Annotated in this window: 19 protein-coding genes; 12 read left to right on the top strand and 7 right to left on the bottom strand. The window is 68.5% G+C overall.

Annotated features, from left to right (window positions below):
* Window positions 1–425 precede the first annotated feature (425 nt).
* A complete protein-coding gene (locus EPO52_RS03175) occupies window positions 426–1,646 on the bottom strand; it encodes a crosslink repair DNA glycosylase YcaQ family protein (protein WP_290801769.1) in 1,221 nt (406 codons plus the stop codon).
* Window positions 1,647–1,768: 122 nt separating this feature from the next.
* Here EPO52_RS03175 and EPO52_RS03170 point away from each other — a divergent pair, with 122 nt between their 5' ends.
* Together EPO52_RS03170 and ilvA are read left to right on the top strand one after the other, a co-directional pair.
* Window positions 1,769–3,007, top strand: a complete 1,239-nt coding sequence (locus EPO52_RS03170; protein WP_290801767.1) for an AI-2E family transporter — start codon at window positions 1,769–1,771, stop codon at window positions 3,005–3,007.
* A complete protein-coding gene (ilvA, locus tag EPO52_RS03165; protein WP_290801764.1) occupies window positions 3,000–4,244 on the top strand; it encodes a threonine ammonia-lyase in 1,245 nt (414 codons plus the stop codon). The genes EPO52_RS03170 and ilvA overlap by 8 nt, the downstream gene beginning before the upstream one ends.
* A 12-nt stretch (window positions 4,245–4,256) precedes the next feature.
* Here the strand turns inward: ilvA and EPO52_RS03160 are convergent, their stop codons facing one another.
* The gene (locus EPO52_RS03160) at window positions 4,257–4,499 is read right to left on the bottom strand and encodes a hypothetical protein (RefSeq protein WP_290801762.1); all 243 of its coding nucleotides are present in this window, start codon (window positions 4,497–4,499) and stop codon (window positions 4,257–4,259) included.
* A 70-nt stretch (window positions 4,500–4,569) separates the two neighbouring features.
* On the opposite strand from EPO52_RS03160, the gene EPO52_RS03155 reads away from it, so the two are divergent.
* The 3 genes from EPO52_RS03155 (at window position 4,570) to EPO52_RS03145 (ending at window position 7,300) form a co-directional block, all read left to right on the top strand.
* The gene (locus tag EPO52_RS03155) at window positions 4,570–5,643 is read left to right on the top strand and encodes an NAD-dependent epimerase/dehydratase family protein (protein ID WP_290801759.1); all 1,074 of its coding nucleotides are present in this window, start codon (window positions 4,570–4,572) and stop codon (window positions 5,641–5,643) included.
* Window positions 5,644–5,812: 169 nt separating this feature from the next.
* Window positions 5,813–6,490: a glycosyltransferase family 2 protein gene (locus tag EPO52_RS03150; protein WP_290801757.1), complete on the top strand. Its 678-nt coding sequence runs from the start codon at window positions 5,813–5,815 to the stop codon at window positions 6,488–6,490.
* A gap of 177 nt (window positions 6,491–6,667) precedes the next feature.
* Window positions 6,668–7,300, top strand: coding sequence for a DUF2064 domain-containing protein (locus tag EPO52_RS03145; RefSeq protein ID WP_290801755.1), 633 nt, complete (start codon window positions 6,668–6,670; stop codon window positions 7,298–7,300).
* A 90-nt stretch (window positions 7,301–7,390) separates the two neighbouring features.
* Here EPO52_RS03145 and EPO52_RS03140 read toward each other — a convergent pair whose 3' ends face one another.
* Window positions 7,391–7,822, bottom strand: a complete 432-nt coding sequence (locus EPO52_RS03140) for a hypothetical protein (protein ID WP_290801753.1) — start codon at window positions 7,820–7,822, stop codon at window positions 7,391–7,393.
* Window positions 7,819–8,922, bottom strand: coding sequence for a molybdopterin-dependent oxidoreductase (locus tag EPO52_RS03135; RefSeq protein ID WP_290801750.1), 1,104 nt, complete (start codon window positions 8,920–8,922; stop codon window positions 7,819–7,821). Before EPO52_RS03135 ends, EPO52_RS03140 begins: the two co-directional genes overlap by 4 nt.
* A 286-nt stretch (window positions 8,923–9,208) precedes the next feature.
* On the opposite strand from EPO52_RS03135, the gene EPO52_RS03130 reads away from it, so the two are divergent.
* Window positions 9,209–9,886: a hypothetical protein gene (locus EPO52_RS03130; protein WP_290801748.1), complete on the top strand. Its 678-nt coding sequence runs from the start codon at window positions 9,209–9,211 to the stop codon at window positions 9,884–9,886.
* 103 nt (window positions 9,887–9,989) lie between these two features.
* Window positions 9,990–11,399 (top strand): glycosyltransferase family 87 protein, encoded by a 1,410-nt coding sequence (locus EPO52_RS03125; RefSeq protein WP_290801746.1) that lies wholly within the window; start codon window positions 9,990–9,992, stop codon window positions 11,397–11,399.
* Here EPO52_RS03125 and greA read toward each other — a convergent pair.
* Window positions 11,371–11,859 (bottom strand): transcription elongation factor GreA, encoded by a 489-nt coding sequence (gene greA, locus EPO52_RS03120; RefSeq protein WP_290801743.1) that lies wholly within the window; start codon window positions 11,857–11,859, stop codon window positions 11,371–11,373. The genes EPO52_RS03125 and greA overlap by 29 nt on opposite strands.
* Before the next feature lie 61 nt (window positions 11,860–11,920).
* Window positions 11,921–12,319, bottom strand: a complete 399-nt coding sequence (locus EPO52_RS03115) for a DUF4307 domain-containing protein (RefSeq protein ID WP_290801741.1) — start codon at window positions 12,317–12,319, stop codon at window positions 11,921–11,923.
* A gap of 96 nt (window positions 12,320–12,415) precedes the next feature.
* Here EPO52_RS03115 and mca point away from each other — a divergent pair, with 96 nt between their 5' ends.
* Window positions 12,416–13,273 (top strand): mycothiol conjugate amidase Mca, encoded by an 858-nt coding sequence (gene mca, locus EPO52_RS03110; RefSeq protein ID WP_290801738.1) that lies wholly within the window; start codon window positions 12,416–12,418, stop codon window positions 13,271–13,273.
* On the top strand, window positions 13,270–13,554 hold the full coding sequence (locus EPO52_RS03105; RefSeq protein WP_290801735.1) for a hypothetical protein: 285 nt from the start codon (window positions 13,270–13,272) through the stop codon (window positions 13,552–13,554). The genes mca and EPO52_RS03105 overlap by 4 nt, the downstream gene beginning before the upstream one ends.
* A gap of 22 nt (window positions 13,555–13,576) precedes the next feature.
* On the opposite strand, the gene EPO52_RS03100 is transcribed toward EPO52_RS03105, so the two are convergent.
* On the bottom strand, window positions 13,577–14,344 hold the full coding sequence (locus EPO52_RS03100; protein WP_290801734.1) for a hemolysin III family protein: 768 nt from the start codon (window positions 14,342–14,344) through the stop codon (window positions 13,577–13,579).
* Window positions 14,345–14,416: 72 nt separating this feature from the next.
* On the opposite strand from EPO52_RS03100, the gene EPO52_RS03095 reads away from it, so the two are divergent.
* The 3 genes from EPO52_RS03095 (at window position 14,417) to EPO52_RS03085 (ending at window position 17,595) form a co-directional block, all read left to right on the top strand.
* A complete protein-coding gene (locus EPO52_RS03095; RefSeq protein ID WP_290801731.1) occupies window positions 14,417–15,202 on the top strand; it encodes an isoprenyl transferase in 786 nt (261 codons plus the stop codon).
* A 399-nt stretch (window positions 15,203–15,601) separates the two neighbouring features.
* On the top strand, window positions 15,602–16,972 hold the full coding sequence (locus tag EPO52_RS03090; protein ID WP_290801728.1) for a PhoH family protein: 1,371 nt from the start codon (window positions 15,602–15,604) through the stop codon (window positions 16,970–16,972).
* Window positions 16,973–17,103: 131 nt separating this feature from the next.
* Window positions 17,104–17,595 (top strand): prepilin peptidase, encoded by a 492-nt coding sequence (locus tag EPO52_RS03085; protein ID WP_290801725.1) that lies wholly within the window; start codon window positions 17,104–17,106, stop codon window positions 17,593–17,595.
* The last annotated feature ends 3 nt before the right edge of the window (window positions 17,596–17,598 follow it).

Genomic DNA, 17,598 nt, shown 5'->3' with positions numbered 1-17,598 from the left:
TCGCGTGCCTCCCTCTGAAACCGAGCGAGCGCAGCTCGCTCGGCGCTGGCGTCGCAGCGACGATCCACCGGATCGTCGCCCCCAGCTCCAGCGCGCGGCGACGCGCTCACCTTGGGTCGTCGAGCGCGGCCTCCGGTTTTCACGCGCGTGAGGTGGTTCTGGCAGTGAAACCGACGCGTCCCCACCGTGTAACTACGCAAATGCGGCAGACCGACCCCCTATACGGCCCCGGTCTGCTTCATTCACGTAGTTACCCGGTCACGCGACCGAGAACCGGGGGCCGTACTCGCCGCGGTAAGGCTGCACGCACGCCAGGGCGGGCCGCGCCGCGCAAGCGGCACGGCGCGTTCTGGCATGCGCGCAGCATGTCGCGCGCCGCCGGGCAAGGACCGGCGGCGCCGGTTGATTCTGCGCGAAGCACAGAATCAACCGCGACCAGCACCAGCGAGCTCGGCGCGCAGCGCCGACGCGAGCGTGCCCCGCTCGGCCACCACGATGTCGCCCGGCAGCCCCTGCCAGGCGGCGGCACTGCGCAGGAGTGCGGCGATACGCGGCACGTCGTCGGCCAGCAGCGAGGGCTCGGCCCAGGCCGACTGCACGCGCAGCACACCGGCCTGGCGGTCGCTCTTCAGGTCGATGCGGGCCGGGATGCGGTCGTCGATCAGCACGGGCAGCGTGTAGTACCCGTAGACGCGCTTGGGTTGCGGTGTGTAGATCTCGATGCGGTAGTGGAAGTCGAACATGCGCAGGGCCCTGGCCCGCTCCCACACCACCGGGTCGAAGGGCGAGAGCAGCGCGGCAGCCGAGATGCGGCGAGGCAGGCGGGCATCCCGATGCAGCCACGCCCGCTTCGGCCACCCCGGCACCGTCACCGGGATGAGCTCGCCCATCTCTTCGAGCCGCAGTGCCGCTGCGAGAGCGTCGGCCTGCTTCAGCCGGAAGTAGTCGGCCAGATCGCCGAGCGTGCCGATGCCGTGTGCGCGCGCCGACAGTGACATCAGCTGCGTCTGCGCGTCTTCCCGTGACACCGAGGCGTTCAGGATGTCGTCCGGCAGCACCTGCTCGGGCAGTGCGTACCGGCGCTCGAATCGGGTGCGACCCGCCGACACCACGTCGCCCTGGCGGAACATCGTCTCGAGCCCACGCTTCACATCCGACCAGCCCCACCACGGCCCCTGCCGCTTGTTCGACTCGTGCTCGATGTCGCTCGCCCGCAAGGGGCCGTGAGCAGCAAGCTCCGCCCGCAGCCACGCGAGCGTCGACTCGTTCGAGGCACCCCAGGAGTCGGGACGGTCGGCGTAGTACTGCCGGTAGTCGGCCTTGCGCCAGTCCATCAGCGGAAGCGACTCGAGCGGGAGGAAGGATGCCTCGTGCGCCCAGTACTCGGTGACCGACCTGCCGTAGGTGAGTTTGTCGAGCAGCGCCTTGTCGTAATGGCCGAGCCGGGCGAACACCGGTTGATAGTGACTGCGCTCATAGACGTTCACCGAGTCGATCTGGAGGAGCGCCAGACGGCGCAGCAGCAGATTGAACTGGCGAGTGCCGGCCGGCGTGCCCGGTGCGGCCGGCGACGCCGGCGTCGTGCCGAAGCCCTGTGCGGCCAGCCCGATGCGGCGCGCCAGTGCGGGTGAAATCGTGTCGACCATCGTCTACGACCTTAGCGAGCACCGCCGACATCCGGGATACGTCGACGTCGCCGCCGAAGGGCGCCCCGGCGACTGTGAACCGCATGCGAGCGCGTGCATACGTCCACTCCTAGAATTGGCACATGTCTGACTCGGAGCGAGGTCCCGCAGCGGATCCCTCCGTTCCGCGCGGCATGCAGATCGCGGCGGCCTGGTCGTGGCGCATCCTCCTGGTGCTGGGCGTTCTCGCGGTGCTGATCTTCTTCATCATCCAGCTACGACTGCTCATCATCCCGCTGCTCGTGGCCGTGGTGCTCTCGGCGTTGCTCGTGCCGTTCAAGAACTTCCTGGTGCGCCGTACGTGGCCCAAGTGGCTCGCCATCGCGACGGCCGAGATCGGCACCCTCGTGGTGGTCGCCGGACTGATCTTCCTCGTGGCCACCCAGGTCTCGTCGGGCTTCGACGACCTGCGGCAACAGACCATCAACTCCTACAACGACCTCAAGTCGTTCCTCGCCGACGGCCCGCTGCAGATCTCCGAGGCCGACTTCAACGCCTATGTCGCACAGGCCTGGGCCGCCATCCAGCAAGACAGCCAGGCACTCCTCTCCGGTGCCGCAGCGCTCGGGTCGAGCATCGGGCACGTGCTCGCGGGCGTGCTGCTCACCCTCTTCTCGACCCTGTTCATCCTGATCGACGGGGAGCGCATCTGGGCCTGGATCGTGCGGCTCTTCCCGCGCAAGGCCCGCGCGGCCACGGACGGCGCGGGCAAGGCCGGGTGGCGCACGCTGCAGAACTTCGTGAAGGTGCAGATCCTGGTGGCCTCGGTCGACGCGCTCGGTATCGCCATCGGTGCGGCGATCCTCGGAGTGCCGCTCGCCATCCCCATCGGTGTCCTGGTGTTCCTCGGCTCGTTCATCCCGATCATCGGCGCCGTGGTCACCGGCACGGTGGCCGTGTTCATCGCGCTCGTCTACAACGGCTGGGTCGTCGCCCTCATCATGCTCGGTGTCGTTCTGCTCGTGCAGCAGATCGAAGGCCACGTTCTCCAGCCGCTGGTGATGGGCACCGCCGTGAAGGTGCATCCGCTCGCCGTGGTGCTCGCTGTGGCCGGCGGGTCGATGGTGGCCGGAATCGCGGGCGCCTTCTTCGCCGTGCCCGTGGTCGCCACGGTCAATGTGATGGTCAACTATGTCGCCGGCGGGAGCTGGCGCACCCCACCCGCCGGGCTCGCCCCGCCGCCGGGCGATGAGCCGCCGCCGGGCGACGAGCCGCCGCCGGGCGATGAGCCGCCGCGGGATGTGCCGCCGCACGACGCCGCGCCGCCCTCCCCACCCGTCACCGAACCCACCCTCCCGAAAGAGGCATCCCCGAATGGCTGAGTCCAAGACGACCTTCGCCGGCCCCACGCTGGCCGACATCGAGCGAGCCCGCGAGAAGGTGGGCATCGTGGCGCAGGTCACCCCGATGGAGTCGTCGCGCTACCTCGCCGACTTCATCGGGTCGCCGGTGCACCTCAAGTGCGAGAACCTGCAGCGCACCGGCTCCTACAAGATCCGCGGCGCGTACAACCGCATCTCGAGCCTCACCGATGCCGAGAAGGCGGCCGGTGTCGTGGCGGCCTCGGCCGGAAACCACGCCCAGGGTGTGGCGTTCGCGGCGCGCGAGCTCGGCATCAAGGCCACCATCTTCATGCCGATCGGCGTCCCGCTGCCGAAGCTGCAGGCAACGCGCCACTACGGCGCCGACGTCATCCTCCGCGGCCACTCGGTGGAGGAGGCGCTTCGCGCTGCGGCCGAGTTCTCGCAGGCCACTGGCGCCGTGGTCATCCCGCCGTTCGACCACATCGACGTCGTCACGGGGCAGGGCACGTTGGGCCTCGAGGTGCTCGACCAGGTTCCGGATGCCGACACCATCATCGTTCCCATCGGCGGCGGCGGACTCATCTCCGGCGTGGCCAGCGCCGTGAAACAGCGTGCGGCGGCCGAGGGCCGCACCGTGCGCGTGATCGGGGTGCAGGCGGCGAACGCGGCCGCGTACCCGCCCTCCCTCGAAGCCGGAACGCCGACGGAGATCGTCACGTCGCCCACCATCGCCGACGGCATCCAGGTGTCGAAGCCGGGCATCCTGAACTTCGAGATCATCCGTGAGCTGGTCGACGAGGTGGTCACCGTCTCGGAGGCCGACACCGCGCGAGCGCTGCTCGTGCTGCTCGAGCGGGCGAAGCAGGTCGTGGAGCCGGCGGGCGCCGTGGGCGTCGCCGCCATCCTCTCCGGGCAGATCACGAACTCGGGCACCACCGTCGTGGTGCTGTCCGGGGGCAACATCGACCCGCTGCTCATGCAGCGCGTGATCAGTCACGGCCTCGCCGCATCCGAGCGCTACCTCAAGCTGCGCATCATGCTGCCCGACCGGCCGGGTCAGCTGGCCCGCACGGCCGAGCTCGTCGCCGAGGCCAATGCCAACGTGGTGGAGGTGCAGCACACCCGACACGGCAAGGGCCTGCAGATCAGCCAGGTCGAGCTCGAGCTGCACATCGAGACCCGCGGCCCCGACCATCGCGACCAGGTCATCTCGAAGCTGCGCGACGCGGGCTACGAGGTTCGGGTGGAGCAGTAGGCCGCCCGCGACTCAGAGGGAGGTCATCACGGCCTGCTTGAGCGTCGCACCCGGTGACACCGGCAGGGCGAGGAGAGCCAGCGCGGCGGTCACCGCGGCGAAGGTCTCGACCTCGGTGCGGATGCGGGGCGATACGGCGAGCAGAGCCTCGAACTCGCGCAGTTCGTCGGCGTCGAGGGCGCCGAGAGCATAGGCGGGTGCCCACGAGAGCGGGCTCGCCCGGGGCGAGCGTGCCGGCGCGGGTGGGGAGGTCATGCCTCCTATTCGGCGCGGCGCTCGCGATCGATTGTGGGATGCTGTGACTCGAACGAGGAAGAGAGTGCGGATGTCGAGACTGCTGGTCACGGGTGGCGCGGGATTCATCGGCTCGGCTGTGGTCGCACAGGCGCTCGACGCGGGCTGGAGGGTGCGGGTGCTCGATTCGCTGCGGGAAGACGTGCACGGGCCACGGCAGGATGTGCCCGCATCCGGCGTCGACCCCCGCGCGGAGTTCGTGCTCGGCGACGTGCGCGATCCCGGCACCGCGGCCGGCGCTCTCCGCGACGTCGATGTGGTGTGCCACCAGGCCGGCAAGGTGGGGCTGGGCGTCGATTTCTTCGATGCTCCCGATTACGTGGGGTCGAACGACCTCGGCACCGCGGTGCTGCTGGCCGAGATGACCCGCGCCGGCATCGGGCGCTACGTCTTCGCCTCGTCGATGGTGGTATACGGCGAGGGTGCCTACCGCAGCTCGCGCGGACGGGTGCGCCCGCTGCCGCGCCGTGCCGCCGACCTCGACGCGGGGGAGTTCGAGCCGCGCGATCCCGAGACCGATGAGTCGCTCGTCCCCGAGCTGATCACCGAAGACGAGCCGCTCGACCCTCGCAACGTATATGCCACGAGCAAGCTGGCGCAGGAGTTCCTCGCATCGTCGTGGGCGCGCTCCACCGGGGGTCGCGCCATCGGCTTGCGCTACCACAACGTCTACGGCCCGGGGATGCCGCAGAACACGCCCTACGCGGGTGTCGCCTCGCTCTTCCGCTCGGCGATCGCGCGCGGCGAGGCACCCCGGGTGTTCGAAGACGGCGCCCAGCGGCGCGACTTCGTGCACGTGCGGGATGTCGCCTCAGCCAACCTCGCGGCGATCGAGGCCACCGACGCCTCGGAGCCCGCGACCTACCGCGCCTACAACGTCGGCAGCGGCACCGTGCACACCATCGGTGACATGGCGGCCGAGCTGAGCCGCTGCTCGGGAGGCCTGCCGCCCCTCGTGACGGGGGAGTACCGGCTGGGCGACGTGCGGCACATCACGGCGTCGTCGGCGCGACTCCGTGACGAACTCGGCTGGCGGCCGTCGGTCGACTTCGCCGAAGGGATGCGGGAGTTCGCATCCGCTCCTCTCCGCGCGCCGGCGAGCTGACGCGGGAGATCCGAACCCCTGTCGCGGCCGAGTTCGCGTTCGCGCCCTGCGGGCTCGGTGAGTCGACGCGGCGGGGCAGCGCGGGGCCTGGTCGGTCGCGGGCGACTCGACGATGCGGGCCGAGGTCTCGGTGGCAGCGGGATCGCGTGACGCACCCTATTCTCGGAGGATGCCCGCATCCGTCGACGTCGTTCTGCCGTGCCTCAACGAGGAGGGCGCCCTGCCCTGGGTGCTGTCGCGGCTGCCGGAGGGCTACCGTGCGATCGTCGTCGACAACGGCTCGACGGATGACTCGGCCGCAGTGGCCCGGGCCGCCGGCGCCACCGTGGTCACCGAGTCACGCCGCGGTTTCGGCTCGGCCGCCCACGCCGGGCTGCTCGCGGCGACCGCGCCGATCGTGGCGTTCTGCGACGCGGATGCCTCGATGGACCCCGCCCACCTCCCCACCCTGGTGGCGTTCGTGGAGCACGGCGAGGCCGACCTGGTGCTCGGCCGCCGCTGGCCCACCACGCGCGGCGCCTGGCCGCTGCACGCGCGCTTCGCCAATCGTGCGCTCGCCTTTCTCATCCGCCGTCGCGCGCACATCGTCGTGCGCGACCTCGGCCCGATGAGGGCGGCCCGGCGCGAAGGCCTGCTCGGGCTCGACCTGAAGGACCGGCGAAGCGGCTATCCGCTCGAGATGCTGCTCCGTGCGAACGGCGAGGGCTGGATCATCCGCGAGATCGACGCGCCCTATTCGCCGCGGGTCGGCCGCTCGAAGGTCACCGGAACCCTGCGGGGAACCATCACCGCCGTCAAAGACATGTCGGCGCTGCTCCGCGAAGAGCGAAGCCGACCGCGAGCCTGACGAACCGCATAAGAAAACGGCCCTTCATCCACACTATGTCGATGAAGGGCCGTTTTCTTATGCGGTTCGGCGGGCGCGTTCCCTGCCCGAACAATCCGGCACGACCCGCTCCTCCGAACAGCAGGAGAGACGTACGGTGGACCGAACAGCGGGGTCACCTGAGAAACGGAGGGTCTCATGCTCACGATCGTGGTCATTGCGAAGGAATGCATCCCCGGACGGGTCAAGACCCGGCTGCACCCGCCGCTCACCCTGGCGCAGGCGGCCGAGGTCGCCGCAGCCAGCCTCGACGACACACTCGAGTTCGTGCGTTCCCTCCCGGCCACCCGCCGCGTCATCGCCTTCGCGGGAACACGGCCGCCACGCTCGGCCCGCGGCTTCGACATCATCCCCCAGGTCGAGGGCGACCTGGATGTGCGCCTCGGAGCCATCTTCGACGAGATCGACGGACCCATGCTGCTCATCGGCATGGACACCCCCCAGCTCACCCGTGCCCACCTCGAACCGATGCTGAGCGAGTGGCCCGATGACATCGACGCCTGGTTCGGCCCGGCCTCCGATGGCGGCTGGTGGGGCCTCGCGATGCGCGACCCCGACGGTTCCGTGCTGCGTGGCGTGCCCACCTCCCGAGACGACACCGGAGCGCTCCAGCTCGCCGCCCTGCGTCTCGCCGGCCACCGCGTGGGCCTCCTCGCCGAGGCGAACGACATCGACACGGTCGACGACGCCTTCGACGTGGCCGCGCTCGCGCCCCAGACCCGCTTCGCGAGCACCTTCCTCGCCCTCACGGCCGCGGTCGACGCCGCCTGAGCGCACGCTCCTGCTGACCGGGGGCTCCTGCTGACCGGGGGAGCCCCCGGTCAGCAGGGGCCCTTTCAGTGTTCCTCGCGCCGGTGTGCGCTACGCCCGTAGGCGACGCCGCATGATCCGCAGGTACACGAGGCAGGCCGCGGCGGTGAGGGCCGCCGTCGCGAGCCAGTAGAGCGCCAGATGCAGCCCGTAGTCGAGGGGCAGCACCGTCTCGTTCTGGGTGCCCAGCGTCGTGGCGTAGATCTCGGGAACGACGAGCAGGCTCATGATCGCCCCCACCACGATCCCCACCTGGATGATCACGATCACCCCGAGCGACACCCGCCTGCCCGAACGCCTCATCAGCACATCGATACCGAGGAGGATGGGCGACAGGATCGCGTCGTGGATCACGATGGCCCCCACGATCCAGATCCCCACCCCGATGATCTGGCTGAACTCGACGTCGTTCACCATCGTCAGTGCGCCGACTCCCAGGCCGAGCACTCCCACGGCGATCAGGATGATGCGTGCGCGCGTCATGCGCTCACCTCCAGTGAGCTCAGCCATTTCGTCTGCAGCACTCCGGGCCGCCCGGGTGCGATGATGCGCGCCGGATACCCGTGCTGGATGTCGAGGGTGGAACCGTTCAGTTCGAGTGCCACGAGGGTGAGGTCGTCGCCCACGTACTCCGCGCCCATCTCCGTGGTGCGGTAGCCGCCCTCCTTCTCGAGGCTCTGCACCATCAGTCGCTGGTCGCTCGGGGCACCCGCCGCGGCGAGGAGGTCGCGCATCCGCACCCCCTTCCAGTCGGCGAGCTGGCTCCATCCTTCGACACAGGCGATCGGCAGTGAGACGGCCGTCTGAGGAAGGCGCAGCAATTCGGCGCGGGTGAACGTGGTGGTGGCGCCTCCCGCGATCACCGAGAGCACCCAGTCGGCAGACACGGCCGTCTCGGTGACCTGCGCGGCCTCGGCCGTGCGGTTGATCGGCAGTCCCTGCGGCCCGATGTCCTTCGCGCGGGGGGCGAACAGGTTGAAGGGCTTGAACACGGCGAACGACTGACCGGCGGTGAACGTCACCACGGCCACGGTGGACACGCCGATCGCGGCGAAGAAGCCGCGGCGGCTCACACCCCGCTCGGCCTGCGGCGTGCCGTCGATCCACCGGAAGAGACGGCCGGTGAACCCGCCGACGACCTCGGGCGCGGGGGAGGAACCCGACTCGGGAACCGGGTCGAGCAGATCGTTCGAGTCCCGCCCGAGCAGCTCGACGGTGGCCTCCGAGTTTCGCCGCCAGTACCTCTGGATGAGGGGCAGTTTCACCCCGATGTGGATGGCGAGCGATCCGATGATCACGAATGCCAGTGCGTAGTGCACCTGCTTGAAATTGAACGGGAACGGGTACCACTGGTAGGTGTTCAGCAGGCCGATCGCGAGCTGCACGAGCGACGAACCGACGAAGAGAGCGATGGATGCCCGCGCGAGCATATGACCGAATCCGCGGATCGGAGGGGTCTGGAACAGCTGCGGATACACCGTGTAGAGCTTGCCCAGGATGAGGGGGAAACACGCGATGCCGGCGGTGATGTGGAGGCCCTGGGTGAACTGGTAGAGCTGTGAGGGGAAGGTCGGGAAACGCATCCACGAAAGAGGTTCCTGCAGGAAATGGCTGTACACACCTGTACCGAAACAGACCACGAAAGCGATACCGAGAAGGCGTCCTAAAACGACCGCTGACCGGGTATTCCGTTCAGGGGATACGAGCGCTTTGCGCATCGAGTTGAGCAGTCGTTGCATGTGCTCATCTAACAGGTCAAAGCCGGAATGTGCGAACAATCTTGAAATTCGGACCAATCGGATCAGCGGGGGGTGGCGAACCCAATGTGCCTGGCAATCACAACTCCACTCGAACGAAGGAATGCACATCATGCGAAACATCGCAAAAGCCACACTCGGAATTGCCGCTGCCGGTCTCCTCGCTTTCTCGCTGGCGGCCTGCTCGAACAGCAACACCACGGACACCTCGTCCGGCTCCGGTTCGTCGTCGTCGGCGAGCGCCACCCCCGAGCCCATCGCCTCGATCCCCGCGCTGTCGGGTGTCGACACCCAGGTCGCCGTCGACGCCGGCTTCCTCGACGCTCTCACGAGCCTCGGCCTCACCCCCGGTGTGGTCGGCACCGCCACCCTCACCGATGGTGTGCTCGCCTTCCCGATCACGGGTGGAAACGTCGACTACTACGACCCGGCTTCGGACTACCGTCCCTACGTCCAGGGTTCCATCGAGCACGACGGTTCGGGTCTGTCCCTCACCGCCGGTTCGACCGTCGTCGACCTGACGAACTTCACCATCGACCCCGGCACGTCGCAGCTCTTCGGTGACGTCTCCGTCAACGGCGAGGTCGCCGTCGAGCAGGCCTTCCTGTTCGACCTCGACGGTTCGACCCTGAAGCCGCTGCAGACCTCCGGTGACACCGCGATCCTCGAGGGCACCACGGTGCACATCTCCGCTGACGCCGCCGACCTGCTGAACAGCACGTTCGGTACCGACGCCGTCAAGGAAGGCCTCCTCGTCGGAGTCGCCAAGATCACGGTGAACACCAAGTAATCCACCGCACCGCACAGCAGATTCACCTCGGAATGGCCCGTCGCACACCGCGACGGGCCATTCTTGAGTGGGCATCCTTGCCCCTGACCACCGAGAGCAGCCCATGCCCCGCATCCTCCTGATCGCCGCGACGGCTCTCCTGGTCGTCGGCGTCGCGGTCGTGGTGGGCTACCAGGCCCGCGAACTCCAGGTGTTCGACGGCGACGATCCCTGGTTCGTGGCCACCACCGCCCTGGCCTGGCTCCTCTTCGCCGCAGCCTTCGTGCTCCTTCGCCGGGTGCCGCGCCGGGCGGCCCTGGCTCTCGTGATCGGCGGATCCGTGCTCGTCGGTGGTGCCGCCCTCCTCGGCCCCCCGAACACCAGCACCGACTCGGCGCGCTACGCCTGGGACGGCATCGTCGCCGATGCCGGCATCTCGCCCTACGAGCACGTTCCGGTGGCCGACGAACTGGCCGAGCTGCGCCCGAACTGGCTCTTCAGCACGGCAGCGACGGATGTGAACGGCTACCCGGTGTGCCAGATCACGCGGGTCGACGGCACCACGTCCGTGCCTTCGGGGGAGCCGCTGTGCACGGCGATCAACCGCCCGCAGGTGCCCACCATCTATCCGCCGCTCGCCGAGATCTACTTCGCGGCGGTCCGTGCGCCCGTTCCGGCGACGGCGGAGTACTGGCCGTTCCAGGTCGGCGGCCTGCTCATCTCCCTCTCCGTCACCGCGATGCTCCTGGTGCATCTCCTCCGCCGGCGCGCGGATGTGCGGTGGGTCGCGCTCTGGGCCTGGTCGCCGTTCGTGGCGACCGAGGCCATCACGAACTCCCACGTCGATGTGCTCGGTGTTCTGCTCGCCCTCGGTGCGAGCCTGCTCATCGCCTCGGGTCGGCGGGTGTGGGGCGGCATCGCTCTCGGCGCCGCCATCGCCACGAAGCTCGTGCCCGTGATCGTGGCGCCGCCCCTGCTGAAGAAGAGGCCCTGGACCGTCATCCTGGTGGCCGTCGGCACCTTCGCCCTGCTCTATGTGCCGTATGTGCTCTCATCCGGTCTCCAGGTGATCGGCTACCTCCCCGGCTACCTCAGCGAAGAGGGCTTCGATGACGGATCGCGCTTCGCGCTGCTCTCCCTCGTGCTGCCCGGCCCGATCGCGCTCGCGGTGGCGGTTCTCGTCATCGCCGTGGTGGCGGCACTCTGCTGGTGGAAAGCGGATCCGAGGGCTCCCTGGACCGCGCAGGTCGTGCTGATCGGCACGGTTCTGCTGGTGCTGAGCCCGCACTACGCCTGGTACGCCTTGCTCATCATCCCGTTCATCGTGCTCAGCCGCCGGTGGGAGTGGCTGGCCGTGCCGGCCGCGCTCACGACCGGACTGCTCGTGTACGGCATCGTGGCCACGCGCATCTCCTTGGCCGTGGCCGTGGCCATCGTGCTGGCGGGGTGGTGGCTCCGGCGCCGTGGAGCAGCCGCTCAGCGGGGCCAGTTCGGCTTCGGCGAACTCAGCCTTCGAAGGTCTGCACGTCGGTGATCTCCACCGTGATGTCGCGGCCGTTGGGCGCGGTGTAGGTCGTCTTCTCGCCGATCTTCAGACCGAGGATCGCTTCTCCGAGCGGGCTCTGCTCGCTGTAGACGTCGAGATCGGCACCGCCCGCGATCTCGCGGCTGCCGAGCAGGAACCGTTCTTCGCCGCCCGCGACCAGCGCAGTGACGACCACGCCCACCTCGACCGTGCCGTGGCTCTGGGGCGTCTCGCTCACCTCGGCCGTGCGGAGCAGCTGCGTGAGCTGGCGGATGCGGGCCTCGATCTTGCCCTGCTCGTCTTTCGCGGCGTGGTAGCCGCCGTTCTCCTTGAGATCGCCCTCTTCGCGCGCCAACGCGATGCGCTTGACGACCTCCTCGCGGGCGGGGCCGCTCAGTTCGGCCAGTTCTTCGGTGAGGCGATCGTGCGCGGCCTGCGTGAGCCACGTGATGTGCGTGTCGTCAGCCATCGGAGTACTCCCTCGAACATGCGGCCGTCCGAGCCGACGAGGCCCGGACGATCAGGAAAGCCTATGTGAGCCAGCAGTCGTAAATCAAACCCGTCGAGGCCAGTTCGCTGGTGCGCACCGTCTCTCTGAACGAGCGGATCGCCTGGTCGGAGGCCGGTATGTCGACGACCTTCCAGCCCACCACCGCGAACGAGTCGTTGAGCGCCTGCACCACGCAGCTCGCGGTGTCGCCGCGGGGGAGAGTGAGGTTGAAGTCGACCTGCACGCTCCGGGAGTCGACCACGACGTGTGCGGTGTCCTGCGAGTCGATGCTGGCCGAGCTCCCGTCGAGGCCGGCCCAGACGACCCAGGCCACCACGACCACGGCGGCCGCGATGCCGGCGATCCAGGCGATCAGTTTTCGGCGGGCCCGCCGGGCGGGCGTGCGGCCGTAACGCTGGTCGAGCGTGGAGGTGGTCACGCGGCATCCTCCCGGGGTCGAACGATTAGGCTTGAAGCGGTCTGATACCAGGCTAATCGCATCACTGAGGAGTTGAGACCGCTGACGCTGCGCCTCATGGCCGTTCACGCCCACCCCGACGACGAGTCGAGCAAGGGCGCGGCCACGTATGCCTACTACCTCGACCGCGGCGTCGAGGTCATGGTGGTCAGTTGCACCGGGGGAGAGCGCGGCTCGATCCTGAACGAGGCGCTCGAGCCGCGCATCCGGGCCGAACGCGACATGGCCGGGCTCCGCCGTGTCGAGATGGAGGCCGCGCAGGCCGCCGTCGGCTTCCAGCACCGCTGGCTCGGGTACCACGACTCCGGCTACCAGGAGCCCGGATCCGGTGACCCGGTGCCGTTCAACTCCTTCGGCGCCATCCCGGTGCAGATCTCGGCGCAGCCGCTCGTGAAACTCATCCGCGAGTTCAAGCCGCAGGTGCTCGTGACCTATGACGAGAACGGCGGCTACCCGCACGCCGACCACATCCGGTGCCACGAGATCTCGGCTTTCGCCTATGAGGCTGCGGCGGATGCATCCGCTCTCCCCGAGGCCGGCCCCGCGTGGTCGGTGCAGAAGCTCTACTACGACCAGATCATGAACCCGCGCCGCTTCGACGCGGTGTTCGGCCTGCTGGAGCAGGAAGACCCCGAGAACCCGTTCCTCGCCGAAGCGGCCGAGATGCGCGAGCGCATGAAAGACCGCCCCGACCGGGTGACCGTCAGCATCCCCTCGGGTGAGTTCTTCGCGGTTCGGGATGACGCGCTGCGCTCGCACGCCAGCCAGGTCGCGCCCGACCACCCGTTCTTCTTCTACCCGAACGACGTGCAGAAGCGTGCCTGGCCGTTCGAGGACTTCCAGCTCGCCGAGGCGCGTATCGAGGTTCCGGAAGACGAGACCGATCTGTTCGATGGTGTGGAGGACTCCGAATGAGCATCCTGAGTGCGATCGCACCCCTGGCGGTGCTGGCCGAGGAGACGACGCCCGATCCCGACACCGTCACGCCGGGCATCATCGGGTTCATCGTCACGTTCCTCGTGGCCGTCATCACCGTGCTTCTCATCATCGACATGGTGCGCCGGGTGCGCCGGGTGAACTACCGTGCGCAGGTGCGCGACGAGCTCGAGTCCGAGCTGGCGGCGCAGAAGGCGGCCGGGAGCGGCGACGCGACGACTGCCTCGGGGGCATCCGGAACCGACGGCCCCAAGGCCTAGCCGGGTATCCGGCTACCCGAACCTAGCCGTTGAACGGCGGGTTGATCGCCAGGAGCAGGATGGCGGTCCAGTGGCACACGAAGGCCACCACCGTCAGCGCGTGGAAGATCTCGTGGAACCCGAACTTCCCGGGGAACGGGTTGGGGCGCTTGAGACCGTAGGCCACCGCGCCCAGGGTGTAGGCGAGCCCGCCCACGATCACGAGGATCATCGATGCGGCGTTGGCGTTGAAGATGTCGACGAGGTACATCACCGCCGCCCAGCCGAGTGCCAGGTAGAGCACGACGTAGAGCCAGCGCGGCGCGCCGATCCAGAACACGCGGAATCCGATGCCGAGCAGGGCTCCCGACCAGACGATCACGAGGAGCAGCGTTCCTTGCGCGGGCGGCAGGGCCAGCACGGCGATGGGCGTGTAGGTTCCGGCGATCAGCAAGAAGATGTTGGCGTGGTCGATGCGCTTCAACAGAAGCTTCATCTTCGGCTTCCAGTTGATGCGGTGGTAGAGCGCCGAGTTGCCGAAGAGCAGCATCGAGGTGAGCATGAACACGGCGCTCGCCCACTTGGCGGGGGCGCCGTGCGCGAGGCAGATCAGCACGATGCCGGCCGCGATGGTGAAGGGGAACGTGCCCGCGTGGATCCAGCCGCGCCAGGTGGGCTTCTGCTCCACCGGTGGATGGTCGAGCGCGTCGTCGAGCAGCGGGATGTTCGGCAGGTCGGGGCCGTCGTCGACCGGGAGAGAGGTCGTGTCGACCGCCTCGTCGGCGGATGCAGGGGTCTCGGGCGCGGCCATGGGTTCAGAATACGCCTCCGGCCCCGACGCCGGCTGAGTGAGTCGCACCTCGGGAGCGAGTAACGTATGCGTGTGCCGAAACGCCAGCAGAAGGTCGGGGAGGGGCTCCTCTATCGCCTCTATCAGAGGCGCATCCGCAAGCATCTCGACGGGTCGGTGCTGCCGAAGCACGTGGCGATGATCCTCGACGGCAATCGGCGCTGGGCACGTCAGCGGTCGCTCGAGACGGTGGCGCACGGGCATCGGGCGGGGGCGGCGAAGTTCCTCGAATTCCTGGTGTGGTGCGACGACCTCGGCATCGAGGTCGTGACGCTCTACCTCCTCTCCACCGACAACCTGAAGAACCGTTCGGGCGACGAGCTCCCCGAGCTGATCGAGATCATCGCCGATCTCGCCGACGACATCTCGCACTACCGCGACTGGCGCGTGAAGCACGTGGGAACGGATGCCGGCCTCCCCGAGCCGCTCGTGGCCGCCCTCGACGGCGCAGAGGCGCGCACGGCCCACAACACCGGCCTGCACGTGAACCTCGCGGTGGGCTACGGCGGACGCACGGAGATCGAAGATGCCGTTCGCAGCATCATCCAGAAGCACAAGGCGCTCGGTCACGGCCTCGACGAGCTCGAGGCGGCGCTCGACCAGGACATCATCGCCGAGCACCTCTACACGGGCGGCCAGCCCGACCCCGACCTGGTCATCCGCACCTCGGGTGAACAGCGACTCAGTGACTTCATGCTCTGGCAGAGCGCCCACAGCGAGTTCTACTTCATGGAGGCCCTGGGCCCGGACGTACGCGAGGTCGACTTCCTCCGCGCGTTGCGCGACTACTCAAGGCGGCAGCGTCGGTTCGGTGGGTAGGCGGGTAGTTCGCTAACCGAACAGAACGAGGTTCGCCGCATGCCCCGGCCGTGACTGCAACGCAAACAGGCCGTACTCGACGACCCAGGGCTGCACAGCCGCCGGGCCGTGCCGCGCAGCGACACGGAACGACGGACTGCGCAGCAGGTCGCCCGCGCCGCAGAGGCGGCGGCGCGGAGGAAAAGCAGTGCGAATTACAGCCGTGTAACACGACGTTAATCTGATGCAGTGCGTGTCGTAACCTACGGTCGTCGATACAGGCGTAGCTTCAGTGTCATCAGGCATGGCGCCTGATCGAGACGGCCACATAAGTACGTTTCGACCGACCTCCACTGTGGCCCGATCGCCTACTGATCCGAGCGCCCAGCGCTCGGGGTTGGAGTGAATGTGGCCGAGCCCATGACTCAAGAGCCCAGCGGGACCAGCACCGGAAAGGATGCACGAAGCACCACCCACACGACGGATTCCACGAACACGGCCGAGGTGACCTACGTACTGGACACCTCGGTTCTTCTGTCTGATCCGAAGGCGATCTTCCGATTCGCCGAACACGCCGTCGTCCTCCCGGTGATCGTCATCACCGAGCTCGAGTCGAAGCGCAACGATCCCGAGATCGGCTACTTCGCCCGCCAGGCGCTGCGCAATCTCGATGAACTGCGCATCAAGCACGAACGCCTCGACTTCCCGATCTCGGTCGGCACCGAAGGCGGCTCGTTGCGGGTCGAGCTCAACCACTCCAACACCTCGGTGCTCCCATCCGGACTCCAACTCGGCGACAACGACACCCGCATCCTGGCGGTGGCGCAGAACCTCTCGAACGACGGTCTGACCGTCACTGTGGTGTCGAAAGACCTCCCGTTGCGTGTGAAAGCCGCATCGATCGGCCTGGCGGCCGAGGAGTACCGCGCCGAACTCGCCGTGGACTCCGGCTGGACCGGTCTCGACGACATCACGCTCGGGTCGGATGCCATGGCGAGGCTCTACGACGACGAGCAGCTCAGCACACCGCTGGTGCGCGACATGCCCATCAACACGGGTCTCGTCATCCACTCCGACCGCGGTTCGGCTCTCGGCCGGGTCACCGGGCGCGACTCGTTCCAGCTCGTGCGCGGCGACCGCGACGTGTTCGGGCTGCACGGCCGGTCGGCCGAGCAGCGCATCGCCATCGACATGCTGCTCGACCCCGAGGTCGGAATCGTGTCGCTCGGGGGTCGAGCCGGTACGGGGAAGTCCGCTCTGGCCCTCTGCGCCGGTCTTGAAGCGGTGCTCGAGAAGCAGCAGCACAAGAAGATCATGGTCTTCCGGCCGCTCTACGCGGTGGGCGGGCAGGAGCTCGGCTTCCTGCCGGGCGATGCCGCGGAGAAGATGAACCCGTGGGCTCAGGCCGTGTTCGACACGCTCGGTTCGCTGGTGTCGCAGAACGTTCTCGATGAGGTGATCGACCGGGGCATCCTCGAGGTGCTGCCGCTGACCCACATCCGGGGCCGGTCGCTGCACGATGCCTTCGTGATCGTGGATGAGGCGCAGTCGCTCGAGCGCAACGTGCTGCTCACGGTGCTCTCGCGCATCGGGCAGAACTCGCGCGTGGTGCTCACGCACGACGTGGCCCAGCGCGACAACCTGCGCGTGGGTCGGCACGACGGCGTCGCATCCGTGATCGAGACGTTGAAGGGCCACTCGCTCTTCGGGCACATCACGCTCACCCGCTCGGAGCGCTCGGCGATCGCCGCTCTCGTCACCGAGATGCTGGAGTCGAACGAACTGGCGTAGGCCCTCCGACCCTCCGACCCGGCCGTCGCGCGAGGGGTCACTTGTCCTGCACAGGTGGCCTTCGCGAGGCGGTCGGGCTTTTTGCTGAGGATGACGGTGGCGGAGGCATCCGGGGCTCGTAGCGTGAGCGGATGGTCGGGCCTCTGAACCTCGGAGACATCGGGCCCTGGGTGGTGCCGGTGGGCTACCTGGCCCTGGTGACGGTGCCGCTTGCGGTGACGGATGTGCGCACGCGGCGTTTGCCGAATGCCCTCGTGGTGCCGGGGCTGATGCTGCTCGGGTGGGCGCTGGTGTGGGCGGCGCTGGCGGAACCTGGTCGTGCTCTCGGCGGGCTGGTCGGTGCCGGAGTCGCGGGCGTGCTGCTGTCCACCGGGTGGATGCTCGGCGCCGTCGGCATGGGCGACGTCAAGTTGGGTGCCTGGTTGGGTGGCACGGCCGGGATGATGGACGTGTTCGAGCATCCTGGCCCGGTGGCCCGCGGCCTCGTTGCGGGTGCCGTCGTGCTCGCTGCCCTGATCGTTGCGGAGCTGGTGGCGCGAACTCCACCGGCACGCGCACGAGTCCCCTTCGGCCCGCCCCTGCTGGCCGCCTTCTGGGCGGCCGCGGCATCCGGCCTCATCTAGCCA

It is taken from the genome of Herbiconiux sp. (assembly GCF_004297105.1).
Classification (GTDB): Bacteria; Actinomycetota; Actinomycetes; order Actinomycetales; family Microbacteriaceae; genus Herbiconiux.
The sequence above is the reverse complement of the archived record's forward strand: the minus strand, read 5'-3'. Positions and strand labels throughout refer to the sequence as shown.